Origin of the sequence: Chryseobacterium candidae (assembly GCF_004916905.1) — a bacterium.
GTDB lineage: Bacteria > Bacteroidota > Bacteroidia > Flavobacteriales > Weeksellaceae > Chryseobacterium > Chryseobacterium candidae.
On sequence record NZ_SDLV01000004.1, the window covers coordinates 175,843 to 202,558 of the forward strand.

The window sequence follows — 26,716 nt, forward strand, 5'->3', positions numbered from 1 at the left end:
TCGGTTTTTCTCAAAAATACGTAAAGTATATGAAATAAAAAAAGTCCCGTTATATCGGGACTTTCTATTCTTTATGATCTTATAGAGTTATTCATTGGCTCCGAAGCTTTCAAAATAAAAATCGGTAAGGTTGGAAACAATCTCATCCGGGCTTCCGTTCCAGTAATATATTTTATCACCTTCTTTCAGTTCGTATAAGCTGAATTTCTGATCTGTCGTAACGGTTTTATCAGCCTTTTTAAAGTCCTGAACTGCCTGAATTAAATATTTTTTAAGGTCTTCCGTTTTTATTTTTTTCAGATCTCCTTTGGGCCCCGAAGTCAGTTTTGATGGCACCAGGAAGCTTACGGAATAGTTTATTTCTGCAATTTTTTGCCCTTCAACATATTCATTCGGAACTACTTTTACGTCTTTAACGGTAAGTTTTCCGGTTTTAAAGTTTCCAAACATAGCTTTGAAATAATCTTCAGCTTCTTTTTTACAATCTGCGGCCGTAGATTTAGGGAAAGCGGCGAGAAAATTATCTACACTGCCATTGATCATTTCCTGTGAAGTTTCTTTAAAATCCACCTGATAAGCAGTCTGTCCGTCTACTGTAGGTTTTAAATAATCATTAAGTTTATTCAATGCTGTGTCATCATTATTCACAAAAGTTCCAAAGAAGAGTTCAAAGGCTTCTTTAGGTTTTTTTACTTCTGTCTGAGCCATCAGCTGCTGTCCCATCACGGTAAGCAGCAGCAGGAAAATAATTTTGTAGTTTTTCATAGTTAATATTTTGTTTTGTTATTGGAAAAAACAAAGCCCCTGAAAAGTCAGAGGCTTTGTTTTTATTGATTGTAGTTTTAATAATTCTCTTCTTCCCCTTTCATCTTCTCTGCATTTTCTGCCATGATTACTGCATCAATCATTTCAGAAATATCACCATTCATATAGGCGTCAAGGTTGTACATAGACTTATTGATTCTGTGGTCTGTAACTCTACCTTGCGGGTAATTGTAGGTTTTAATTTTTGCAGAACGGTCTCCTGTAGACACCATAGACTTACGCTGTGCTGCAATATCTCCCTGTACTTTTTGCAATTCGATATCGTATAATTTTGTTCTCAGCATTTCCATTGCCAACTCACGGTTAGCGAGCTGAGAACGAGCCTGCTGGCAAACCACAACAAGTCCTGAAGGCTTGTGGGTAAGCTGAACTTTCGTTTCAACTTTGTTTACGTTCTGACCTCCGGCACCTCCTGAACGGGAAGTCTGCATTTCAATATCTGCAGGATTCAGTTCGAAATCTACTTCTTCAGCTTCAGGAAGAACAGCAACGGTAATGGCGGAAGTGTGTACTCTTCCCTGAGATTCTGTTTCAGGTACACGCTGCACACGGTGAACTCCTGATTCAAACTTCATGATTCCGTAAACACCCTCTCCTTCCACTTTCATGATCAGTTCTTTGTACCCTTTTGCAGCTTCATTAGAATCTGTCACTTCATGTCTCCATCCTTTTGTTTTGAAATACATGGTATACATTCTGTAGATATCTTCCACGAAGATAGCTGCCTCATCACCTCCTGTTCCGGCGCGTAACTCTACGATAACGTTTTTGTCATCGGCAGGATCTTTAGGGATCAGCAATACTTTCAGCTCTTCTTCCAATCCCGGAAGTTTAGCCTGAGCTTCTAACTTTTCTTCTTTAGCAAGATCTACCAAATCTCTGTCTGAACCGTCTGCAATAATCTCTTCAGATTCTGCAATACTGTCCAGTGCCCCTTTGTACTGATCGTAAACTCTTACAATTTTTCCCAAATCACTATATTCTTTGTTCAAAGAAGAATATCTTTTTTGGTCTGAAATGACATCAGGCTGTATAATAAGGTCTGCCACCTCATTATATCTTTGTTTTATAGCTTCTAATTTTGGAATTAATGATTTAGACATTGTAGAAATTTTGTGGGTGCAAAGATAAGGATTATTAATTCAAAATTAAAATTCCGAATCATCATAAATTTTTGAGCATTAGGGGTAAAAGGGCAAACAGTCAAAAAAACTTTCTGACTTATCCTTTTAATCAATACTAGAGATTAATGATTAACAAAGGTTTTCTTATTGAAAACCCTTCCAGAGGCTCAGGGTGACAAGCCGAATACCAACCCAAATTTTTGAGCATTGTCAGACTGAGCCTGTCGAAGCTATTATCAATAAAAGGGATAGGCGAAAAACTTAATTATAAAATGGTGTATGATATTGAATTCAGACTCTAAGATCTTTTGGAGAGTCTTCTGTCTATTACATATAAAATAATTCCTACTGCAATAATTCCTAATCCTATCAGGCTTTCTTTAGGATTATGAATGAATGTAAAATAAAGGATATACATACTGAATAACAGAAAAACAGCCGGAAAAATATGAAAAGCATTAGATTTAAAGATTTTCCTGTCTTTTTTCTTCAGGAAGAAAACCGTTGAGATTGCAAGACTTGCGAAAAGCTGTAAAATAAAAGCAGTATACACAAAAATTTCTTTAAAGCTTCCCGTTAAAATAATGATGGCTGCAATCACGGCATGGGTAAAAACAGCTTTTACCGGAATTCCTTTTTCGTTTCCTGCAGATAAGGGTTTCCAGATGTAGGTATGTTTTGCAAAAGCCTGCGTTAATCTTGAGCCTACCCACAAGTATCCGCTTATGGTTGCCACCAGCTGCAGGGCAATAAAAATATTGACAATCTTTCCGAAAGCCGGCCCCAGCATATTGACCGCTGCTTCTCCCATCACATCTTCTTTTCCTGCCAGCTGATTGACAGTTGCGTGTTTCAGCATAATATAATTCACCAGAATATAGCTTACCGTCACAAAAACAGTTCCTATGATGAGTGATTTGGGGAGGTTTTTCTGAACATCTTTTATTTCTCCGGCGATATAGGATGCGGAATTCCAGCCAGTGTAGGAATAGGTCACAAATACCAGGGAAGTCGCAAAGGCAGGAAGCATAATCTCATTCTGCCAGCTGTTACTGAAATTAAGGCTGTTGCCCATCTGTGGTGAATTTGAAATCCCTACTCCAAGAATAACCAGTACAATAATAAAAGCTATCTTAATGAAGGTAAAAAAGTTATGAAACCTGCTGGATGTTTTCAAGCTAAATGAAAGTGCGGCCGCAACCAGAAAGATCACAGCTATCGCAAAACCGTTTCCGAAGCTATAATCAAATACCGAAAGATATTTTGACATAGCCAAAGCTGCCAGCGCTACGGGAGAGGAAAATCCTATGATGAGTGAAATCCAGCTTATGAGATATCCGAATATGGGATGATAGGTTTCTTTGAGATAAATAAAATCGCCTCCGTTTCCTTTAAAATGGGAACCCAGTTCTGCGTAACAAAAAGCCCCGAACAAAGCGAGTACTCCTCCGATACTCCACAGCAGGAAAATGCTGTAGGTATTGCTAATATCAGAAAGCTGAAATCCCAGGGTGGTAAAAATTCCGGTTCCGATCATATTGGAAACGACAATGGCTGCAGCTGTTTTCCAGCCAATCTGATGTGAGGCAGTACTCATTTAATGATTAAAAGTTAAAATTAAGCCTTCCGAAGAAATAATTCCCCAAAGTTCCCATCTGCACCGGCGCATATTTGAATACTCCATAATATGAATTTTTATAAATCTGACGGTCCGGGAAGACATCAAATACATTGTTGGCACCTACGGTAAAATTGATATTTTTGTTGATATCATACCCAACGCTGATGTCTGTTACAACTTTTGGCGAGAACTCCTGCACGTCTCCAAAAGGATAACCATCTCTTATTACTTTACCAAAATAGGTATTTCTTACGAGAAAACTGAATTTCCCGATCCCATAATTTAATCCTAATGAAGCTTTTGTTTTTGGAGACAGAGTTTCAATGATATTGATCTGATCCGGGCCAAAAAACTGATCCTGAGGCGTTCCTAAGTTTTCAGGAAAATGAAAGTCTGTAATTTTAGTTTCCGTATAGTTTCCGGCAAGATTCATATTTAATTTTCCATTCCCGAGAATCCAGTCATAGGATAGCACTATATCTACTCCTTTCGTTTCTGTATCAATAGCATTGGCGAAGAACCTTCCGCTTTCTACCTTAAACTGATCTAATCTTGGATCTGTAATATTGCTGGTGATCACAATTCTGTCCTTTACTTTGATCCAGTATCCATCTATGGAAACAGTCAACTTATTAAATGGCTTCAGAGTAAATCCTGCACTTGCATTGACTGAGGTTTCCTGTTTGAGTTTATCAAATCCCAGAATTTTAGCGGCTTCGCTATCGTTGCTGAATATTCCTTTGGTCACAATCTTTGAACCGGAAGTAGAAATATCCGCATAGGAATTATTGAAATAATGCTGCTGAAGGGAAGGCGCTCTGAAGCCTGTTCCTACCGCTGCCCTTATTGCATAATTTTTTACAAACTCATATCGTAGCGCAAGTTTTCCATTCAAGGTATTTCCGAAATCCGAATAATTTTCAAACCTGGCAGCGGCGTCAATATTGAGTTTTTTATCTAAATCATAGGAAATATCTGCATATACTGCGGTGGAATATCTGTCTTTCTTTAGTGCATTGTTGGGAGAAAATCCGATAAAGGATTGAGATCCGCCTGCTCCCAACACTGTAGATCCTTCAGTGGCAACGTTTCCATTGACGTCATATTGAGTATAAGATGCTTCGTCACCCGCTTTGATCTGGTATTGCTCAAACCTAAATTCACCCCCGAAAGCAATATTAAAACGCTTTATATTTTTGGAAACATCAAGATTCACCGTATTCTGAAGGAAGCTGTGTGCTCCGGCATAAAAACCTGTTGGTGATTTTGCTCCCAGGGAAGCATTATTGGTATGGCTTACATTATAATTGAAGGTATTGCTCCCGAATGTATTACTTACATCGAATAGCCAGTCATTTATATTATATTTTGCTCCTACAGCATAAGAAATATCATATACCTGAGACCCAAGAATTGCCTGAAAACCATTCGGGTAAATGGATGAAACCACATTAGACTTTTCACTGGGAAGTCTTCTGAAACCAAACCCTTCTCCTTCTTTAATACTGAAACCTCCGAAAGAATAGAGTTTAAAATTATCATTAAAAGGGTATTCTGAATTGAAAAACAACTGTCCCTGTCTGATCTGGGCATCTCCGATCTGAAAATTAAAATCGTCACGCGTTAATCCTCTTTTTTCAATTTCTGCATCATCCGCAGCCCTGGCAGCTTTTACGGCTTCAGCGTCACCTGCAAATTCATAAGCGAAATTATCTCCGAAAATATCCAGATCGTGATTTTGCGTTCTTGTGGTTTTTCCTCTGTGGCTTAATTGCAGGGAAAGATTAATATAACCTTCTTTCTTTCCTAATGAGGTTCCATAGTTAACTCCTGCCTGGTAAGTATCTCCATCATTTCTTCCGGTTAATCCGTAGGTAAGAATTGCCGAAGCTCCTGCATTTTTCTTAAGAATAATATTGATGACTCCCGCAATAGCATCAGAGCCATATTGTGCGGCGGCTCCGTCTCTCAGGACTTCAATCCGGTCAATAGCAATAACCGGAATAGTGCTCAAATCTGTTCCTACAGAGCCATTTCCGACGGTATTCTGATAATTCACCAAAGAAGTAGTATGTCTTCTTTTTCCGTTAAGCAATACTAAAACCTGATCAGGACCCATCCCTCTTAACGTTACGGGATCAATATGCTCTGTTCCATCAGAAGCAGACTGTCTCACTGCATTAAATGATGGGATCACATAGTTCAGGAGATCCTGAGCGGTCATTTGCGGAGAGCTTCTCTGGATCTTATCGATATTGATAACATCCACAGGAACCGGCGTTTCCAGCTTTGTTCTTTTAACATTACGGTTTCCGACGATGATGATATCTTCGATCTGTTTTCCTTTTTCCTCATTTTCCTGAGCAGCTATCAGAATTGCCCCAAGCAATAATACAGCTGTGCTTAATTTTTTCATGTTGTTCCTGCCAATTAATAATACGGATCTGACGGATCTTTCCGCAGACACACAAGACTTCAAGAAATGGAATTCATATAGAGTATTGACTTCACTTATCTCCCCCAAAGGGTTGGAATTAGCACCTTTACACTTCTGGAACCGTGCAGGTTGCTAAGGTTTCTCCGGGCCAAATCCCTCCACCTTTCTTGATAAATCTACTGCAAAAGTAGACTATTTTTCTGAACTTACAAAAAAAGGCAAATCTGCTGATCTGCAAATTTGCCTTTATTATTCTATGTTTTAGCTTATTGAATCATCATCTTTTGAATGGCTATTCCTGTATCTGATTTCAGCTGTACAAGATACGTTCCTGCCGGATAATTAACCTTCATATTATAAGCTCCATTCTCTTTATCCAGTTTGTAAGTATCCAGTTTTTTTCCCGTCATATCAAAAATTGAAATCTCTCCGTTTTTTGCTTTACTGAAAATGAGTTTAGCGATTCCGTTCCGAACCGGATTATCTGCAATCTGAAGGGATAGCTTGTTGACTGCATTGGTATCTACAGTTGACAAAGCGCCCGCATAATTTCCAAGGATTCTGAATTCTCCAGGTTGTAAAGTGATTGGAGCTGTTGTGGAGGCTACATTTGAAATACTGTTGTCCATCAGATTCTGCCATTGACCTGTGTAAGGAAAATAAGGCACGACATTCTGTGCGGAAGTAGTATAATTAGCCAATACGACAACATTCTTTATTCCTGTTGTAATAGCTGCATCATATACATAAATTCTTGTAATGAGACCATTAGGATCATTCGTAAGGTTATTGGATTCTATACTGTAGGTTTTAGATTTAAAAACCGGATAGGTATTTCTGATATTGATGATTTTAGCCCATGTATCATAAACAGCCTTTCTGTTCGCATTGGTATCATATCCTAAAGTGAATGCCACAGGTTTTTCATCGGTTCTGCATCCGTTGTCTATGGTACCGTTTGCGCATCTGTTGATGCTGAATTCATATCCTAATTCTCCAAACTGCCAGATCATTTTCGGACCTGGAATAGTAAAGAAAGTTGCCCCGAAGGTTTTCATTCTTTCAAGAGCGGTATTCAGGTCTTTCACATTGTAACTTCCGTTTATAGCACCATAGGCAAGATTTTTAAACATCAGTCTCTCTTCATCATGGCTTTCTCCATAACCTACGGCACTCATATTGGTGAAGCCGTGAAGACTGTGATTCATACGGTCGTAGTTGCTGTTTTCCTTATATCCCATCGTATTCTGATTGTAAGGATCTGTCTGCTTATTCCAAAGCATAACGCCTTTTCCTTCTGCTATTCTGTAGTTGGCCCATTGCTGTTCTTCCGCATCTGTTCCCAAATGTTCAAAGATCATATAAGAGTTGGGATCAATAGCCCATTGCCTGTCTGCGTAATGCTTCATAATATCCACTCTGTCCTGCTGATAGGCATTGGTACAGGCTTCATCATTTTCGGAACAGCTTTGTGTAAATCCTTTTGTCAAATCCCAGCGGAATCCGTCTATGTGATATTCAGTCAGCCATTGCTCAAGACATCTCTCAACGTAATATTGCGTTGAAAGGCTTGTATGGTTAAAATCATTAAATACGTTGTATGAATGTTTCGGAACCTGATTGAAGTAAGGATTGTTGGCCGCAACATCTCCATAGCCATCGCCATCCGGATCTACATTCCAGAGTCTTACCAGAGGAGAACGTCCTGTAGCGTGATTAAATGCTACATCCAGAATGACTGCAATTCCGTTCTGATGGCATAGATCTACAAATTCTTTGAGTTTTTCGGGAGTTCCATACGCTTTGTCCAATGCATAATGGAAGGAAGTATTGTATCCCCATGAAAGATTTCCATCAAATTCCATGATGGGCATTAATTCTATGGCATTAATTTTTAAGTTTTTTAAATAAGCAATTTTATCGATCAATGACTGCCAGTTCTTTTCCTGTGTAAAGTCTCTCAATAGTAATTCATAGACTACAAGATCCTGTTTCGCAGGTCTTTGAAAATTGGTAACCTGCCAGTTATAAGCGGTCTGACCTGTTTTAAATGTTGACACTTCAAAGCCCTGTCCGGCAGGAAATGCAGGCAAGTTTGGATAGGTAGAAGCCGAAATCCATGGATCATCATAGGAAGATAAGATTTGCGGCGAATAGGGGTCTGCTACTTTTCTTAAATCATTGGTTCTGTATTGGAAAGTATTGAGCTGCTGAGGGGTAATTCCATTGAGCTCAATCCAGTACAGATCAGGATTTGTGGTATCTTTATTCATCAGATATGTATCATTCACCGTCCAGTTATTGAAACTTCCTATAACATGTACAAAACTTTTCCCCGGAGCATATAAAGCCAATCCCACCCTGGTAGGATCTGCCGGATCATAATTAATTCCCTGCCTTATCCAGTTTGGTATTGACTGGGACACTACATTTCTTGGAACCTGCACAATGAATGCCGCAGCCTTGGAATTGGTTCCCTGTGTTGCCACAAGTTCCATACTGGCATCCTGAGTGACTGTATAACTGTAAGAATAAGATTGTGAAGGAGTTGTTGTAGAATTGATAACAGTTCCGTTTGCTTTTAAATGAAATGTTGCATTGGTACTGGTTGTAGCAGTAATAGTAATGGAATTTCCTACAGGAACTGAAGTGAGGCTGTTCACTAATGGATTTGTAAGCGTTAAGCTTAAAGTACCTACGTTTATAAAAATATCAGGTAAAGTCTGGTGTGATCCCGTCTTATCTTTTAATAAAAAACCAAACCTTCCGATCCCTGTTCTTCCAAAGAAAGCTGTGGGAGTAAAAGTAAGTGAATAACTGTCTGTTACCGCATTATAATTCAGCTTATTCAGGTCATTGGAATTGTTCCAGCTTCCATTGGTAGGACAATCCTGACTATTCTGATAATTGGTATCAAACGACCATGTCCAGATGTAAATGGCATTATTGGAAACTCCCCATGCAGATTCGTCAATCTGATCTCCAGGAACCGTAAGCGTAACAGCATCAGATTCATTGAATGGATTGGGAGAAATCGTATAATTGATCTGCCCGAAAACACTCAATGTAATCAGCAGAAAAACAACAGAATAAAACTTTTTCATTTATTATTTTTTATCGAATATAGTATAAATTTTTCTTCATAACGAGTATTTTCATCGCTGTACATCAAATATTTCATTTACAGAAGAAAAAAAACTTTACGCGGCCCTTCAAAAACAAATTCGAATATCTCCGGAAAGTCTGAGAAATAATAAAAAGAAAAACCGCTTAATTGCTTAAGCGGTTTATATATGTTGTTTTGCTTTGATATTACTTTTTCAGAATTCAGGTGAAAAAGCAATGACAATCAATTAATGATGATGTCCGTGATCGTGAAGGAAAGGTCCGTTTCCTTTAGGCTCGCTATAGATAACTTCTACACCTTCCTGCTCAGAAATAAGCTTTCTTCTGATATCTTCAGGGTCGAAAGGCTTTACTTTTCCGAAATACTCTTTCAAACCTTCAGTTAGCCACATTGGGATTACTAATCCGAAGAACATGAAAATACACCAGAATCCTACTAAGAACATAGTAATGAAGAATATAGTCCAAAGGAACTGGTAGAACGGCCAAAATGCTGATAATATCGTTATCATTCTCTTAAAGATTTTAGGCAAAAATAGAACTTTTTTCCTTTTTACACAAAAGATCAGCGTTCTATTTTGTTATTTATTTTAATTTTAAACTAATTAGTGGGCAAGATCTGCGAAGAAATCGTTGCCTTTATCATCGGTAATGATGAATGCAGGGAAGTCTTTTACTTCAATTTTTCTTACGGCTTCCATTCCTAATTCAGGGAAGTCTACAACATCTACAGATACAATATTGTCTTTGGCAAGGATGGCGGCCGGCCCTCCGATAGATCCAAGATAGAAACCTCCGTATTTTCCGCAGGCATTGGTAACATCTTTACTTCTGTTTCCTTTTGCCAGCATGATCATACTTCCGCCATGGCTTTGGAATTCGTCTACGTAAACATCCATTCTTCCGGCAGTAGTAGGTCCGAAACTTCCTGAAGCCATTCCTTCCGGAGTTTTTGCAGGCCCTGCGTAATAAATTGGGTGGTTTTTGAAATATTCCGGCATTGGTTTCCCGCTGTCGATAATTTCTTTAATTTTTGCGTGAGCGATATCTCTTGCTACGATTAATGTTCCGTTCAGTTTTAATCTTGTTTTGATCGGATATTTGGAAAGTTCAGCAAGAATTTCCGGCATTGGCTTGTTAAGGTTAATTTCAACAGCTTCTTCCAGGTGTGGAGGAGTATCAGGTAAGAATCTTTTCGGATCCTGTTCCAATTGCTCAAGGAAAATCCCTTCTTTTGTGATTTTCCCTTTGATATTTCTGTCTGCAGAACAAGAAACTCCCATTCCTACAGGACAGGATGCTGCGTGTCTTGGAAGTCTGATTACTCTTACGTCATGCGTAAGATATTTTCCTCCAAACTGTGCTCCGATGGCACTTTCCTGGCAGATTTTCTGAACTTTTGCTTCCCATTCAAGGTCTCTGAAAGCCTGTCCGGCTTCATTTCCTTCTGTAGGAAGATTGTCATAATATTTTGCTGATGCTTTTTTAACAGCTGCAAGATTGGCTTCTGCTGAAGTTCCTCCGATTACCAATGCTAAGTGGTAAGGCGGGCATGCAGCCGTACCAAGGTCTGAAATCTTTTCTTTGATGAATTCTTCAAGAGATTTTTCGTTCAGTAAAGATTTTGTCTTTTGATACAAAAATGTTTTGTTGGCAGAACCTCCACCTTTTGTTAAGAATAAAAATTCGTAGTAATCTCCTTTTTTAGCATAGATATCAATCTGTGCAGGAAGGTTAGATCCTGAATTTTTCTCATCAAACATCGTCAAAGGAACCACCTGGGAATATCTTAGGTTTCTTTTCTGATAGGTATTGAAGATCCCCTTACTTAGATATTCACCATCATCTACTCCTGTATAAACATTTTCTCCTTTTTTTCCCATTACAATAGCTGTACCTGTATCCTGACATGAAGGAAGAGCTCCCTCTACAGCTACTGCAGCATTCTGCAAAAGGTTATAGGCAACAAATCTGTCATTATCGGTAGCTTCAGGATCATCAATGATTCTTCTAAGGCTTTCCAGGTGTGAAGAACGAAGCATGAAAGAAACATCTGCCATCGCTTCTTCAGCCAATAACTCCAACCCTTTCGGATCAATTGTTAAAATTTCTCTGTCACCCAGTTTATCCACCTTTACATAGTCTGATGTAAGTTTTTTGTACACCGTATCATCTTTCTGAATAGGATACGGATCCTGATATCTAAAATCCATTCAATTTTTTTGTTTGTGCAAAATTAAGAATTATACTACTAAGAATCATTTTAGATTAGAACTTCTTTATTGCTGTTTTAATATCTTTAATATAGTCAGGCTTTAAATTGTACGACATTCCAAAGATACTTTCAGAGTAGATAATTTTTCCTGTTTTTGCTTCTACTATATTTAAAAATTTCCCGTTATTCATTCTCACATAACGGAAATAATAAATATCTTCATTATTCAAAATCTTTTCACTCAATGCATTGTCATCTATGTATTCATATTTAAATTCATATTTTGAAAATAAATCTGCCTTATCCTCTTCGCTCCGCTCCTTATCCTCAAGTTTATATAGATTGGGATTAAATTTGATTCCAATATAATTGGGCACATATAAAGTTGCTGTTTGAAGTTTTTTTAATTCAGGAGTTTTAAAAACATCGTACACACTACTCGCCGCTTTATCACTGATCCCTTTTTGAACAGATTGAAAATAATTTTTCAAAAACCCTGGTTTAAAATTAAAAAATATGTCTTCAGACTGTGCCAATTTAGAGGTTTCTTTAATTGAATTAGCGTATGATGACTGTACCAATTCTCCTTTTTGAAACAAATAAAATCCCCCTACATACTGTCTATGCTTTTCAAATAAATCATAGTCCTCTTTCTTTTTGCTTTTGCTTAAAAATTTCTCAATTTCTTTCGTTTTTTCTTTCATATCGAATGTAAAAAAAGAAAAATAAGTATAGATAGATGTTGAGATATTTTTCTCCACTATCTTCCCATCCACCGTTGCAAATGAGTATTTATCACTCATGAAATCGGTAAGATCAGCGTCTCCGTAGAGAAATACTTTGTAAGGTGTGATCGTCCAGGTATCTTTTAAAATCTTTTCATAAACAGATTTATCATAAACAGGGGGGAAAACAAAAATCGTTTCAGAATTCAGGAATTGTGTAAAGTTTTTAGTTTCTACTTTACCCTTGTGATCTGTTACAGAGCTTCCTATTGCGACTTGCGCATTAAAAAAGATTGAGCAAACTAAAAATAGTAAACAAAGAAAATTTTTCATGTTATATAGTTTTTATTATGAAGTACCTCCATACTATTCCCTGCAAAAAATTTAGGATTTAAAATTTCTTACCTTTTGGGAAAATCCAAAAATACAATAAAAAACCATTATGAATACAGATATATTACCCATTTTAAGAACATGAGTAATATCAGTCTTCATTATTAATATTTATAATTGTTATAAATTGCATGATCCTGAGTTTATAAGTATCTTTATAGAAGCCAAATAAAATCAAACCGTTTTTTATTTCATTAAAGATTAATAATGTCAACAATTTTTAAGGCTTTAAAAATAAAAGATCATACAAATTTCAACCACTATGAATTACAGAATAGAAAAAGACACCATGGGAGAAGTGCAGGTACCTGCAGATAAATTTTGGGGAGCACAGACGGAACGTTCAAGAAACAATTTTAAAATAGGCCCTGAAGGTTCAATGCCGCACGAAATCATTGAAGCATTTGCTTATCTGAAGAAGGCCGCAGCTTATGCCAACACGGATCTGGGAGTGCTTTCTGTGGAAAAAAGAGATATGATCGCGAAAGTATGTGATGAAATTCTGGAAGGAAAACTTAATGACCAGTTTCCTTTGGTGATCTGGCAGACGGGCTCCGGAACACAGTCGAACATGAATGTAAATGAAGTTATTTCCAACAGAGCCCATGTCAATAATGGCGGAGCATTAGGTGAAAAATCTGAAATTCATCCGAATGATGATGTTAATAAATCCCAGTCTTCGAACGATACTTATCCTACTGCCATGCATATTGCAGCGTATACAAAAGTAGTGGAAGTAACCATTCCGGCAGTGGAAAAATTAAAAAATACTTTGGCTGAGAAGTCAAAAGCATTCAAAGATGTTGTAAAGATCGGGAGAACCCATCTGATGGATGCTACTCCGCTTACTCTTGGACAGGAATTTTCGGGTTATGCGGCTCAACTGGAATTCGGGCTAAGAGCTTTAAAAAATACATTGCCTCATCTTTCTGAACTGGCTTTAGGAGGAACTGCTGTAGGAACAGGTTTGAATACTCCTAAAGGCTATGATGTAAAAGTAGCGGAATATATCGCTCAATTTACAAAACATCCTTTCATTACCGCAGAAAATAAATTTGAAGCTCTTGCTGCACATGATGCCATTGTTGAATCTCACGGAGCGTTAAAGCAGCTGGCTGTTTCTTTATACAAAATTGCTCAGGATATAAGATTACTGGCATCAGGTCCACGTTCCGGAATCGGGGAAATTCATATCCCAGAGAATGAGCCGGGATCTTCCATTATGCCCGGAAAAGTAAATCCTACTCAGAATGAAGCAATGACGATGGTTTGTGCCCAGGTTTTAGGAAACGACACTACCATTTCATTTGCGGGGACTCAGGGGAACTATGAGCTGAATGTTTTCAAACCGGTAATGGCGTACAATTTCCTACAATCTGCCCAATTGATTGCTGATGCATGTATTTCTTTCAACGATCATTGTGCAGTAGGTATTGAACCGAATCATGAGAGAATTAAAGAACTGGTAGACAAATCTTTAATGCTTGTAACGGCTTTAAATACTCATATCGGATATGAAAATGCAGCTAAAATTGCAAAAACGGCCCATAAAAACGGGACAACATTAAAAGAAGAGGCTATTAATCTTGGTTTGTTAACTGCAGAACAGTTTGACGAATGGGTAAAACCTGAAGATATGGTAGGAAGCTTAAAATAATGAGTCTATAACTGATACAATGCAAAAACTCCGGGAGCCTTTCCCGGAGTTTTTCATTTTGCTGTAAAAATCTATTTAATCTAATCCAATAGCCAGCCCGAATATCAGCGCTTTATCATTTTTGAAATAACTGTCTTTAAAGAAGTTGCTGAAATCTTTTTTCACAAACAGACTGAAGCTGTTGTATGAAAACGTAATCTGCGCTCCATAGACAAAAGGATTTACCTGATAATTTCCGCGGTCTCTTGTTTCGCCATCATTTCCTTTTACAATATTATTGGTGGACATTTTTACACCACCGTAAACATTCGCTCCCACCTTAAATCCGGTATAATAACTGCGGTATTGGATATCCATTCCGGCATTTTTAAGTTGAGAAAAATTATACTGCACTCCAAGAGGAACCATGATATATCCTGTTCTCAGCTTGCTTTTCTCAAGGTTTCCATTGTATTGTCCCAAAGCAACGCCCTGATCTGCACTTCTTGTAAACAGCATATTATTATCTGCTCTTACCGTTCTCCATGAAAAACCTAATCCGGAAACAATGGCCCATGGGCTTGTTCTGCTGAGCTGGTAGTTCAGTTTCAGTCCAAATTCCAGATTATTGGCGTATCCTATATTTTTATCGAGTTCATTATCCGGTGAGCTGTTTGTTAAAGTCATAATTCCGTAAGAAAAATATCCTGTAAAGCTTCTGCTGGGACGGAATTTTTTAAGCAATTTTTCTTTAAGCTCTTCTTTGGAAGTCACATCAGTGTTCAGGAGAGAATATCTTACCTGCTTCTGAATAACATCATCCAGATCGAATCCCAGCTCTTCAATTCTCTTATCCATTTTTTCGGAATAACGGTCTGCGATCTTAGCTTTTTCTCTGTCAAAATCTGCTTTATCCAGGTTTTTCGCCCGTAGAACCAACAGTTCATCTTCCATCAGTTTTTTCTCTTCCTGAATAATGGTATTGATTTTTGCTGCATATTCTTCTACTTTTTCTTTTACAATGGGGCTTACCTCTGTATCTTTTTTAGAAGACAGATTAATATTGAAGGTCTTTTGTGCATAAAATGATGCTGAAAAAGAACATAGTAATCCCATTACGATTAATTTCTTGATCATAATATTAATTTTTAAATTTTTACGGATACATTATCTGGCATTCAGATCAATAGTAGTTGCCACATTACTTCCATCTTTTGTTTTTTCAATGACATCTTTATGCTCTACTGAGAAAAGAAGCGTGGATGGGTCTACATATTTTTTCTTTTTAACCGGAGTTTTTAAAGAATCGGCCTTTGCCATAAGTTTAGGATTGGAAATCTGGGTGATATCCAATTTCTTCAAAGGAAGAGTTTCTTTAGGAATAGGTTGAGTCTGACCGATTGCCACCGGAGAAATCACTTCTTGTTTATCCTGGGAAAGTGTTTGTTTTCCTTCCTTTTTATTATTCTGAACTGCCAAAGGAACAATATTCTGAGCGGGAACTTTTATTATTTCTTCTGTTGTATTTTCTCCTGTTTCTTTTACAATTACCGGGCTGGTTTCTGAAGGTTGATTAAGAAAAAAAAGAGCGCTTCCCAAACTGAATGTCAAAATCAGACAAGCCGCTATTAAAAGCCAGTTCATTTTTGATCCGGAATGTGGATTATTGTTATTCTGAAGCTCAATTTCGGACCACAGATCCCTTGATGGAGCAATTTCTCTTTCCTCAATCTGCTTTTTGATCTGAAATTCAATAGTATCTTTAGACGTTTTCATTTTTCACTTTTTTTTGTTGTTGAAAATAGATCTTTCTTAATTTTTCTTTTGCTCTGAAGAGCTGTGTCTTGCTCACTGCAATTGAAATCTGCAAAGTATCCGCAATTTCCTGATGAGAATATCCTTCCAGCACATAGAGGTTAAAAACCATTCTGTAGGCATCAGGCAGCTGATCCAAAAGATCCTGCGCATTAAAATCACAATCAATCTCTGTATCATATACGTCTTCATGAAAAGACGGGTTGATCTCGTCCAGATAGAAAACTGTTTTATGACTTTTGATAAAGTTCAGGCATTCATTCACAACAATTTTTCTTGCCCAGCTATCGAGATTCGATTCTCCTCTGAAGCTTTCTATATGTTTAAAAATTTTACAGAATGCTTTTATGAGACAATCTTCCGCCTGATACAAATCGCTCACATAGCTTTTGCTTACACTCAGAAATTTCCTGACATTCTGTTCATAGAAAATCTTCTGTGCAGCCGGATCCTGTTTCTTCAGGAGGCTCAATAAATCATTCTTTTTATTACCGAACAAAAGTTTCATGCTTATATTGTTTCTATACTAAAGACAATCAAAACAAAAAAAGGTTACAAGTTTTGAAAAAAATTTTCGTTGAAGTATTTAATTAAAGAAAAAGCTGTCTTAGAATGAGACAGCCTTACATTTTATCCTGAAAATTCATCAAGCATATTTCTGGTAGGAACAAAGAAAAGCGTTCCTGTCACTGCTGTACTGAAATCTAAAATTCTGTCATAATTTCCCGGAGGATCACCAATAAACATATGGGTCAACATTTTTTTTGTTGTTGCAAATGTACTTGAATAGGCAATAAAATAGGTCCCGAACTCATTTGTAGAAGGATTTCCGAAAGGCATGTTATCTCTCACAATTTTCAATTCTTCCCCATTTTCACCCTCGATATTCGTCAATGCAATATGCGAATTTGATGGTTTTACAGCATCAGACATTTCAATATCATTTTCCTTTGATCTTCCGATGACCTTTTCCTGATCTTCTGTGGAAAGACTTTTCCAGGCATCCATCTTGTGAAGGTATTTCTGAACGAAAAGATAACTTCCTCCTTTATACTGGGGATCTTCATCTCCTATTTTTCCAAAATAATCACGGTCGTCTCCATGCGGATTTTCCGTTCCGTCTACAAAACCAAGAATGGAACGTGCATCCCAATATTTGAATCCGTGAACCTCCAGAATACTTTCTGCCACTGAGCTTAATAATTGGGAGATCTCAACAGCCATATCAAAAATCAGGCTTCTATTATCCGCTCTCAGGTGAAAATGAAGGTCTCCGGGAGTGGAAACAGCCGTATGTTTTATCCCTTTTATTTCTTCAAAATTCACTAATTCCTTTGGTGGAGGGGTTGGAAGTTCCAGTTTTTTCCATGCTTCTGCACCAATTCCCATGACACAGCTTGCCCTGCTGTCCGGAAAACGGTTAAACACTGAATTATTAAGATTTAAAACCAAAGCGCATAGTTCCTGAAAAACGCCTTTCAGCTGCGGGCTGTCATTAAGTTTCCAGACCATGAAAATGGTATTGCTGTTAGGATAATCTGTTACATTCTGTGATTCTATCGTATTCATACCTGTTTTTTTGTGGTATTAAATATCCGAAACTGCCACCTGATCTGCAAAATACTGTTCCAGATCTTTCAATGTTTCCGGATTGGTCTGAATATCTTTTACCAGAAGCCCTTTGTTCACCACCACGATTCTGTTGCAGACTTCTGTGGTATGGGAAAGATCATGGCTGGAAATAAGAAAAGTAACACCATCCTGTTTTGATAATTCCTTGATCAGGTTTTTAAGTTTGATCTGGGTAGACGGATCGAGGTTGGCAAAGGGTTCATCAAGAATAATAATCTCAGGATTTCCAATAATAGCTCCCACAATCCCTACTTTTTTCTGATTCCCTTTTGAAAGATCGCGGACATATTTCCCGGATTTCAGGATTTCACCATTGAAAAAATCATGGAAAGGCTTCAGGAATTCATCTACAGAAGACTTGTTCTGGCCTCTTAGCTCTCCAATGAAGTAAAAATATTCTTCCGGCGTAAGGTAACCAATAAGAAAGGTGTCGTCTACAAAGGCTGAGACTTTATTTTTCCAGGCTTCGGATTCATTGACTTTAATTCCATCAATGCTTACAAATCCTGTGGTAGCCTGAATCAGATCCAGCATGAGGCTGAAAAGCGTTGTTTTTCCTGCTCCGTTATTTCCTACGAGACCAAATGTTTCCCCATTGGGAATTTCAAGGTGTTCAATATTAAGAACGGTTGCTGTTCCGTATGTTTTGGATAAATTTTGTATGTTGATCATGGCTTAACTTATATTTTTAAATGCATCCAGTGTGCTGTATTTTTCTTTTTTGTAAAGTTTTACGATAATATCGAAGATTTTCTCTCTCAGGAAAAATCCTATAATTCCGATAATGGCAATACTGATTACTCCTCCGGTAATTCCCCACATATATTTTGTTAAGGCAAACACGCCCATCGGAAGAAGCATTTTAGGAATCAGCAGAAGCATGGCGATCATATTGAAGCTTCCTTTCTGTCCCAATCTTTTTTCTTTTGTATTAAGATCAATCTGAGTTTTATTGAAGGCTCCGGACCACAAGGTAAATTGAGAATTCACCCCTATATTGTATAATCCTGCTGCAAAAAATGTAACGTAGACTTCCCACCCGAAATAGGCATAACAAACAGCTATAATCACAGAAGCTCCTGTTACAATATTCATCAGCCACCATTTTGCTTTCAGATATTCTTTGTAGGGAACATTCAGGGTCATCATCAATGGATAATAGGAACTGTCAAAAGCAGGAACTCTCTGGCCAAACAGAAACTGAAAGCCTCCTGTTACAAAAAGCCCCATAAACATCATCATTGCCGGTGTTTTGTACATTGAAGAAGTAAACATCAGCAATCCGTAGAACAGAAACATAAAGCTGCCCAGCAAAATTCCTTTGGGTACTTTATTTCGTCTCAACATTTTAATATCATTATTGATGAATGTCCCGATAACGCCGTATTTATTCAGGAAGGCAATATTTTCTGTTTTCCCGACTGTTTTCTTCGCTTCAAGCCCCTGATCCAGATAAAACTCATTACGAAGGTAACGGAAACAGATCCACCACAGTATGACGAACAAAACAACAGGGATCAGTACAAAGTATGGCTTTTCATAGAAACTAAAGAAAACCGACTCAGAATATGATAAAACCGGAACGATATTGTAATATGCCAAAGCTCCTATGCCAAGAAAACATACTCCTATCATCACTGCCAGGGTTTCTTTACCGTTGAAAATAATGTTGATAAAATTATTCAGGTATAACAATGAAATCACCCCTGTAAGCCATAATAACACTCCCAAAATACTATATCCATTGAACACAGCAATCAGTGAAAATGTAATAAAGAATAACGAACTCAGCCAGCTGAATGCGGAAAGAAAGGTCTTGGCCAGCATATAATTGACCAAGGTATTCTTCCGGATATTCATCGTTAGGAATGGTTTAATGTTCTGTGTGGGAATTTCCTGCCAGAGATATTTAAGGACAAGGTCAACAATCCAGGCGGCGATCATGAATTTTGAAACTACTTGTAAAGGATTTTGATGCATTTCCTCCTGAATGTAGAAAAAGGCAATAAACGCTCCCCCAACAAGGCATCCTATAAAGTAGAGAATTCCTATGAAACGGAGAATCTTTATGGTCAGATTGATCCCTAAAGATGTACCACGAAAAAAGCTTTTGATTTCAAGCCTAAGGAACTTTAGAAACATATGTTAGTTTTTTTACATTAGTCAATATAATGTAGAATATGTTACAGATTTAATCGGAAGTAAAATAAATTTTCATAAAAGATAAAGATATCTTATGTTTTTTGTACTATCAATATAGGAGAACAAAACTTTCACAATAGATTTTTACATTCATAAAGAGCTGTTTATTTTATAAAAATAGAAAGAGTAACCGTTATAGTTACTCTTTCTCTGAATATTTAATGGAGATTTCCTTTTGTAATTTCCATGGATATTGCGTGCCAACATATCTGAAACATTACCCTGTTTTCACAGTGGCTTATTTTATAACACGAGCGAGAACGCTAACACTAGCTTGCAGTTTGTTGCTTATGTATTTAATTATTTTTTACAAACTCGTATTTTAGCATTTCATCAGGATCACCTTCCCATATAAAAATATTCCAAGGTGGGTTATTTTCATTGATCCCTTGCCCTGAGATATAAAATAAAATTTCCCCTTTTGTTCCCTCGGGTAGATTATATTTCATAGTAATTCCATTGTCTATATTATCAATAATACCACTTTCTACATTTTCTGTAAACTGCCACGTTCCTTCAGCATTTAATTCTCTATTTTTATTTTTTGGAAAACTACTGATTTTATAATGATCAAGCCCTTTCAAAATACAAGTTCCATTTTTATTTAATTTGATATATGCATTATCAGATGACTTCCAAGTACCTATAAAATCTGATTGTTTTGGCTTAGTTTCACCACAACTATATAACACAATTGTTAATAGTGTAATTAATAAATATTTTAATTTTGTTTTCATTTTAGATATAATACTTCTGTCCAGTGAAATGATTGAGTAGTTTTAGACCCCCAACCTGTTTTAAATTTTTCATTGATAAGTTTCCCCGTTGTCTGTTGCCAAATTGGAAGATAACCAAGCACAGGAGGGCGGGACGCAGATTGCATTGTAGAAGAATTTTCAACATGAAATGAAACAACTACACTCTTATTATATGCTGCTGCCGTGTATTCTAAGTTATAAGACCCTAAATATGTTACTGCTAAATTCCCTGTTAACCCGCCTGTTAATAACGTTGAATAATCTTTAAGATAAAGCCCAACTCCTTTAATACCTCCTAGCTTATAAGAATTTGACCCCTCTAAACTACTTTGACTTAAAGCCATTTTAGATAGGATAATATCCCTAGTGGCTTGTACATGATTATGTTGTCTTAGCATTTCTGTCATTAAGTCTCCATTAGTAAAATCTCGATGTCTTGGACCTGTTCCTGAAAGCCACTCTACACCTAATTGCCAAGGAGTTATTTCTTTATTTGAAGGAATATTATCACTATAATTTCCTAATTTTATCATATGTGCAATCATTGATGTATTCCGGGCATACTTATTCATATGATCTCTAAACTGATCTGCCCAACCGGATTTATTTCCTGTAAGCACAATCGGAGGTAAGGCATATGTTCCGTCTCCCATGGTAAAACTACCTCCATAGCTTACGTTGGAGCTGTAAGCAAGGCTTCCGCCTCCGCCTTTAGGACCTCCGTCGTAGCTGGTGAACCCTGAGCCATTGTTGAACCAGTAAGAGTTGGTACCATCCGGGGTGGCATTCCACATCTCCTGCAGCCAGAGAGGAGCTTCTGAAAGCCATGCTTCATTTTTTCTCCCATCAGGATCAAACATATTAATCGGGTTGTTCAGCACATAAGCATATGGGCTTGCAGACAGATAGCTTTCTGCCAGCTGGTCTATCCCGTTCCAACGTCCAATATCCGGCATATATTCTCGCCAGCCGTAGCTGTACATCCCGGTTTCCTGAAGCTCTTTGCTGTTGTACTTATTGCTTTTATAGCTTCCCTGAGCAAAGAATGCATTCCCGGTTTTAAAATGATTCATCCCGAAAGGATAGTAATCATTGGCATCCGTAATCTCAAGAACGCCTGCGCTGTTTCTTCCGTAAGAAACCCTTACATTTCCAAGCTGGTCTTTTTACCAACACATCTGAAACACCTGATATGATCTTCAATATTTTAAATAGCCTATTTTCTCTTTTATTCTGTTCTAGCTATCCGCAATATTATTTAAATTGAGATTTTCATTCTTATTTTTAAAATTAGAGTATTGATTTTCAATACTCTAATTTATTACCAACTTGTTTGGAGCATTTACCAATTATTTTTATTTTTTATCTTCACCATATATTTTTTTAAGATTTTCTATTTGTTTAGCTTTTTGTAAAGAATCTTCTCTTCTTTCTTTGGCAACAATTTCGGGCGCATAAGGACCAACCTGATCTTTCCTTGCTTGTCTGTCTAAACAATAAAATGAAAAAATGAAATTTCCAGTAATCAGCAATACTAGCCCGAAGACAATCCAGCTTCCAAGAATATTTTTTTTCCTTGGCAATTTATCAAACTCTGAAATAATATTTTTCCATTTATTCTTATGATGAAAAATATAATAATCAGCTATTGTTATAGCTATAATTATAATAAACCATATAATAGTAGTTCCCATAATATTTGATGAGGGATCAATAAGAATTTTATAATAAATCAGAATAGATATGATTGTCCATATCTCTAATACTCCTATTGCCATACTAGCCTTACCTTCACTCCACCATTTTGAAGGAGCAGAAGCAGACATTTTATAGAACTTATAAAATAAATAATAGTATGCTTTTTTTATCAACATAATTTAAAATTTTTGTGAGCCATAAGGAGCGGTTATAAATCCTGGCATTATTGCTGCATTATCAGACTGTATACTTTGGTAGTCATTACCATAACCTTCCCACCCACCAGGATAAAAAGCATCAACACCAAAGTATAATATTCCGGCAGCTGGATTTATCCAAGTTCCATATGCTCCTATAGCCGTATTCAAACCAGCTTTTGCAGGATGTACTTTGTTAGTTGATTCTGGATTATAGTAATAATTAAAAACACCCCTTGCATCCATTGCAACACCTAACCAAAAAGAACCTTTGCCCACCATTTCACCAACCCCCTTTAATCCTATTGTTTTTGTATATGCATTTTTAATAAAAACGTTACCATTAGCATTAGGACGATACAACTTGATTGTTGATCCAACACTTGTTACTCTAGTTTCACCTGAAAGCTTTTCTACAGCTGTCCCTATAACTCCCAATCCCCAGTTTCCACGTCCTCCTGTAGAATACCATTCCGGGGTATTATCCGGTTGGTAAGGGTGAAAATTGTAATAAGACTGCCTAATTTCTGGAACATTACTGGCATACCTATCCATATGATTTTTAAATTGTGCTGCCCAGCCGGATTTATTCCCTGTAAGCACAATCGGGGGCATGGCATAGGTCCAGTCTCCCATGGTAAAAGTACCTCCATAGCTTACGGTAGAGCTGTAGGCAAGACCACTTCCTCCTGAACCACTTGAACCTCCTTGGTAGCTGGTGAACCCTGAGCCGTTGTTGAACCAATAAGAGTTGGTACCATCCGGGGTGGCATTCCACATCTCCTGCAGCCAGAGAGGAGCTTCTGAAAGCCATGCTTCATTTTTTCTCCCATCAGGATCAAACATATTAATCGGGTTGTTCAACACATACGCATATGGGCTTGCAGACAGATAGCTTTCTGCCAGCTGGCCTATCCCGTTCCAACGTCCAATATCCGGCATATATTCTCTCCAGCCGTAGCTGTACATCCCGGTTTCCTGAAGCTCCTTGCTGTTGTATTTGTAGCAGTAAAAACTTTCGGATTTGAAACCAACACATCTGAAACACCTGATATGATCTTCAATATTTTAAATAGCCTATTTTCTCTTTTATTCTGTTCTAGCTATCCGCAATATTATTTAAATTGAGATTTTCATTTATTTTTAAAATTAGAGTATTGAAAATCAATACTCTAATTTATTACCAACATGTTTGGAACATTACCGGCATTGCATATATTTTTTTATAATAAACGAGACTGTCCAACAAGTTTGTCCAGCCTTTTATTACATTTTATGATTGATAATATAGATAAAATGAAAAAGCAAAATTGATAAGTACGAGAGCTATTATTCCAAATACAATCCAACTACCACTATTATTTTCATTTTCTGTAAGTTTATCAAAATTATTAATAATATTTTTCCACTGTTTTTTACTGTGGAAAATAAAATAATCTATCATAGTTAATATGAGAATAATTATCACCCAAATACTATTTGGGAATATTCCCGAATCAGAGTGAAAAAGTATATTATAATAGTTGGCAAAAGAAAAAATTATAAATATTTCTAAAGTAATAAGTACTAAACTTGTTTTAAAATCACTCATAAATTCTCCTCCAAATTCTTTCGAAGTATATTCTATTGATTTATAAATCTTATAGAAAAGATAATAGTATGCTTTTTTTATCATAATTAAAATTTTATGCACCATTTGGAGCCATTGTTCCCCAATCCATGTGATAATTACCTTTAGTTTCAGCTGCTTCAATATCATTATGAACCCCATTCCAACCATTAGGATAGAATGCATCAATACCAAAATAAAAAATACTATAGATAGCACCTGCAAAACCACCCCATGTACCAACAGCTCCAACAACTGTATTTATTCCTGCCTTTGCTGGTTGTACAGCATTAGGTGATTTAGGATTATTTTTATATACCTGCATACCTTTAACATCCATTGCAACACCTAAACCAAAGGAAAATTTCCCTAGCATACCTCCAATTTTGCTTATTGCTGTTGTCTTCGCATATGCATTTCTAATGAAAACATTTCCATTACTGTTAGGTAAATATAATTTAATAGATGAACCTGTAGTTGTCACTCTTGCCTGCCCTGCAAAATTTTCTATACCCGCAGCAGCGGTTGTCAATCCCCAGTTTGCCCTTCCTCCAAAGCTATACCATTCCAGAGTATTATCTGGCTGATAAGGATGAAAATTATAATAAGACTGCCTAATTTCCGGAACGTTACCGGCATACTTATCCATATGATTCCTAAATTGTGCTGCCCAACCGGATTTATTACCTGTAAGAACCCCAGCTACCGCACAAATCCTTTCGTGTGGTTAAAAAACTCTTTATACCCATTCTAAAGTAATACTATCCTCTACAAAGAATAGTTTACTGAATTATTAATATAAAGCCACACGATACAATCGTGCGAGAGCGAGGGTCTTTGTACCAACACATCTGAAACACCTGATCTGATCTTCAATATTTTAGACAGCCTATTTTCTCTTTTATTCTGTTCTGGCTATCCGCAATATCATTTAAATTGAGATTTTCATTCTTATTTTTAAAATTAGAGTATTGGAAACCAATACTCTAATTTATTACCAACATGTTTGAAACATTGCTCAATTATTTACCCTGTCTAATATCTTCCATCCTTTTTTTATATCTTATATTCTCTAATGAATCTTTAATTTTCTGCTGTTGGATATATTCCTTAGAATAAGGCCCAGTTTGATTTCGTTTAGCTCTTTCATATAACAAATAGTAAGAAAATATCATATTAGCAACAATAACAATAATTACTGACCAAACTATAATGCCACCTACTTTATTTTTTTCTGTAGATAGTTGATCAAATTCCAGATTATATTTTTTCCAAGTATCATTATAATCTATAGTTATATAAGACGTGAGTAAAAAAAAGACAGCAATTCCGATATAAACTCCTTTTGTAAAATTGATACTTTTGTCAATAAAAATATTATAATAGTTTAATAGAGTAATTGTAAACCAAATACCTAAAGTACCTAAAAATATACTCCCCGTAAAATTTTCAGGGAAAATAGAGCCCTTTGAATGTTTATACAGTTTATAAAAGAAATAATAATATGCTTTTTTTATTTTTTCCATATTTTAAAATTTAATTGCTGAATTATTTAAGAATGGGTGTCCTGTCATTTGTTGTTCATTTGCTTCAGTTGCTGCTGCAGTTTCAGAGGCTCCTACCCATCCTCCCGGATAATAATTATCAACTCCAAAATATAAAATGCTAATTATAGCTCCGTAAGCTCCTCCTTTTAATCCTACATATCCCATTACTGTATTTAATCCTCCCTTGCCCGGATGCACTGCATTGGGAGAATTTGGATCTTCATAAAATGTTTTTACACCATACACGTCCATTGCAACACCTAAATAAAATGAATATTTCCCTAAAGTTTTTCCGATTTTACTTAACCCTGTAGTTTTTGTATATGCATTTTTAATAAAAACGTTACCATTAGCATTAGGGCGATACAATTTAATAGATGAACCTGTAGTTGTCACTCTTACCTGCCCTGAAAAATGCTCTAAACTTGCAGCTCCTGTTGCTATACCCCAATTTCCTCGCCCTCCAAAGCTATACCATTCCGGGGTATTATCTGGCTGATAAGGATGAAAATTATAATAAGACTGCCTAATTTCCGGAACGTTACTGGCATACTTCTCCATATGATTTCTAAATTGTGCTGCCCAGCCGGATTTATTCCCTGTAAGCACAATCGGAGGCATGGCATAGGTCCAGTCTCCCATGGTAAAAGTACCTCCATAGCTTACGGTAGAGCTGTAGGCAAGACCACTTCCTCCTGAACCACTTGAACCTCCTTGGTAGCTGGTGAACCCTGAGCCGTTGTTGAACCAATAAGAGTTGGTACCATCCGGGGTGGCATTCCACATCTCCTGCAGCCAGAGAGGAGCTTCTGAAAGCCATGCTTCATTTTTTCTCCCATCAGGATCAAACATATTAATCGGGTTGTTCAGCACATAAGCATATGGGCTTGCAGACAGATAGCTTTCTGCCAGCTGGTCTATCCCGTTCCAACGTCCAATATCCGGCATATATTCTCGCCAGCCGTAGCTGTACATCCCGGTTTCCTGAAGCTCTTTGCTGTTGTACTTATTGCTTTTATAGCTTCCCTGAGCAAAGAATGCATTCCCGGTTTTAAAATGATTCATCCCGAAAGGATAGTAATCATTGGCATCCGTAATCTCAAGAACGCCTGCGCTGTTTCTTCCGTAAGAAACCCTTACATTTCCAAGCTGGTCT

Annotated in this window: 23 protein-coding genes and 1 riboswitch; of the genes, 1 reads left to right on the plus strand and 22 read right to left on the minus strand. The window is 37.0% G+C overall.

Translation table 11 applies throughout. The features are described from left to right. Positions 1-87: 87 nt before the first annotated feature. The 8 genes from EK417_RS03355 to EK417_RS03390 all read right to left on the minus strand — a co-directional run bounded on the left by EK417_RS03355 (position 88) and on the right by EK417_RS03390 (position 12,406). Entirely contained in the window at positions 88-765 is a 678-nt protein-coding gene (locus EK417_RS03355; protein WP_076595378.1) for a hypothetical protein, read from the minus strand. A gap of 77 nt (positions 766-842) precedes the next feature. Next, complete coding sequence (gene prfA / locus EK417_RS03360) at positions 843-1,928, minus strand: peptide chain release factor 1 (protein WP_062676053.1); 1,086 nt, start codon at positions 1,926-1,928, stop codon at positions 843-845. A gap of 319 nt (positions 1,929-2,247) precedes the next feature. After that, positions 2,248-3,546 carry an APC family permease gene (locus EK417_RS03365; protein ID WP_136521327.1) on the minus strand — a complete coding sequence of 433 codons (1,299 nt, stop codon included), beginning with the start codon at positions 3,544-3,546 and terminating at the stop codon, positions 2,248-2,250. A gap of 7 nt (positions 3,547-3,553) precedes the next feature. Beyond that, positions 3,554-5,986 carry a TonB-dependent receptor plug domain-containing protein gene (locus EK417_RS03370; protein WP_136521328.1) on the minus strand — a complete coding sequence of 811 codons (2,433 nt, stop codon included), beginning with the start codon at positions 5,984-5,986 and terminating at the stop codon, positions 3,554-3,556. A gap of 92 nt (positions 5,987-6,078) precedes the next feature. After that, positions 6,079-6,184, minus strand: a riboswitch (SAM riboswitch). Between the two features lie 89 nt (positions 6,185-6,273). Next, the gene (locus EK417_RS03375) at positions 6,274-9,111 is read right to left on the minus strand and encodes an alpha-amylase family glycosyl hydrolase (RefSeq protein ID WP_136521329.1); all 2,838 of its coding nucleotides are present in this window, start codon (positions 9,109-9,111) and stop codon (positions 6,274-6,276) included. A gap of 249 nt (positions 9,112-9,360) precedes the next feature. Continuing rightward, positions 9,361-9,645, minus strand: coding sequence for a hypothetical protein (locus tag EK417_RS03380; RefSeq protein WP_170872059.1), 285 nt, complete (start codon positions 9,643-9,645; stop codon positions 9,361-9,363). 93 nt (positions 9,646-9,738) lie between these two features. Further along, positions 9,739-11,346, minus strand: coding sequence for a fumarate hydratase (locus EK417_RS03385; RefSeq protein WP_136521330.1), 1,608 nt, complete (start codon positions 11,344-11,346; stop codon positions 9,739-9,741). Between the two features lie 55 nt (positions 11,347-11,401). After that, on the minus strand, positions 11,402-12,406 hold the full coding sequence (locus tag EK417_RS03390; protein WP_136521331.1) for a hypothetical protein: 1,005 nt from the start codon (positions 12,404-12,406) through the stop codon (positions 11,402-11,404). Positions 12,407-12,728: 322 nt separating this feature from the next. Here EK417_RS03390 and fumC point away from each other — a divergent pair, with 322 nt between their 5' ends. Beyond that, positions 12,729-14,123, plus strand: a complete 1,395-nt coding sequence (gene fumC, locus EK417_RS03395) for a class II fumarate hydratase (RefSeq protein WP_136521332.1) — start codon at positions 12,729-12,731, stop codon at positions 14,121-14,123. 75 nt (positions 14,124-14,198) lie between these two features. On the opposite strand, the gene EK417_RS03400 is transcribed toward fumC, so the two are convergent. The 14 genes from EK417_RS03400 to EK417_RS03465 all read right to left on the minus strand — a co-directional run. Then, positions 14,199-15,239, minus strand: coding sequence for a porin family protein (locus EK417_RS03400; RefSeq protein WP_076595370.1), 1,041 nt, complete (start codon positions 15,237-15,239; stop codon positions 14,199-14,201). A 30-nt stretch (positions 15,240-15,269) separates the two neighbouring features. Further along, positions 15,270-15,878 (minus strand): hypothetical protein, encoded by a 609-nt coding sequence (locus EK417_RS03405; protein WP_136521333.1) that lies wholly within the window; start codon positions 15,876-15,878, stop codon positions 15,270-15,272. Beyond that, positions 15,865-16,425, minus strand: a complete 561-nt coding sequence (locus tag EK417_RS03410) for an RNA polymerase sigma factor (protein WP_076595368.1) — start codon at positions 16,423-16,425, stop codon at positions 15,865-15,867. The genes EK417_RS03405 and EK417_RS03410 overlap by 14 nt, the downstream gene beginning before the upstream one ends. A 122-nt stretch (positions 16,426-16,547) precedes the next feature. After that, on the minus strand, positions 16,548-17,486 hold the full coding sequence (locus EK417_RS03415; protein WP_136521334.1) for a Dyp-type peroxidase: 939 nt from the start codon (positions 17,484-17,486) through the stop codon (positions 16,548-16,550). Between the two features lie 18 nt (positions 17,487-17,504). After that, positions 17,505-18,221: an ABC transporter ATP-binding protein gene (locus tag EK417_RS03420; RefSeq protein WP_110367621.1), complete on the minus strand. Its 717-nt coding sequence runs from the start codon at positions 18,219-18,221 to the stop codon at positions 17,505-17,507. 3 nt (positions 18,222-18,224) lie between these two features. Next, positions 18,225-19,691, minus strand: a complete 1,467-nt coding sequence (locus EK417_RS03425; RefSeq protein WP_136521335.1) for a DUF5687 family protein — start codon at positions 19,689-19,691, stop codon at positions 18,225-18,227. 356 nt (positions 19,692-20,047) lie between these two features. After that, the gene (locus EK417_RS03430) at positions 20,048-20,488 is read right to left on the minus strand and encodes a hypothetical protein (protein WP_136521336.1); all 441 of its coding nucleotides are present in this window, start codon (positions 20,486-20,488) and stop codon (positions 20,048-20,050) included. Then, a complete protein-coding gene (locus EK417_RS03435) occupies positions 20,485-21,582 on the minus strand; it encodes an RHS repeat-associated core domain-containing protein (RefSeq protein ID WP_228457881.1) in 1,098 nt (365 codons plus the stop codon). The genes EK417_RS03430 and EK417_RS03435 overlap by 4 nt, the downstream gene beginning before the upstream one ends. Before the next feature lie 282 nt (positions 21,583-21,864). Beyond that, positions 21,865-22,383: a hypothetical protein gene (locus EK417_RS03440; protein ID WP_136521338.1), complete on the minus strand. Its 519-nt coding sequence runs from the start codon at positions 22,381-22,383 to the stop codon at positions 21,865-21,867. A gap of 3 nt (positions 22,384-22,386) precedes the next feature. Then, positions 22,387-23,469: an RHS repeat-associated core domain-containing protein gene (locus tag EK417_RS21630; protein ID WP_317129489.1), complete on the minus strand. Its 1,083-nt coding sequence runs from the start codon at positions 23,467-23,469 to the stop codon at positions 22,387-22,389. A gap of 208 nt (positions 23,470-23,677) precedes the next feature. Then, complete coding sequence (locus EK417_RS03450; protein WP_136521340.1) at positions 23,678-24,079, minus strand: hypothetical protein; 402 nt, start codon at positions 24,077-24,079, stop codon at positions 23,678-23,680. Between the two features lie 10 nt (positions 24,080-24,089). Then, positions 24,090-24,662, minus strand: a complete 573-nt coding sequence (locus EK417_RS03455) for a hypothetical protein (RefSeq protein WP_136521341.1) — start codon at positions 24,660-24,662, stop codon at positions 24,090-24,092. Positions 24,663-25,035: 373 nt separating this feature from the next. Continuing rightward, complete coding sequence (locus EK417_RS03460) at positions 25,036-25,539, minus strand: hypothetical protein (protein WP_136521342.1); 504 nt, start codon at positions 25,537-25,539, stop codon at positions 25,036-25,038. A gap of 3 nt (positions 25,540-25,542) precedes the next feature. Further along, on the minus strand, positions 25,543-26,716 hold a 1,174-nt coding region (locus EK417_RS03465), incomplete at its 5' end, for an RHS repeat protein (RefSeq protein WP_317129488.1).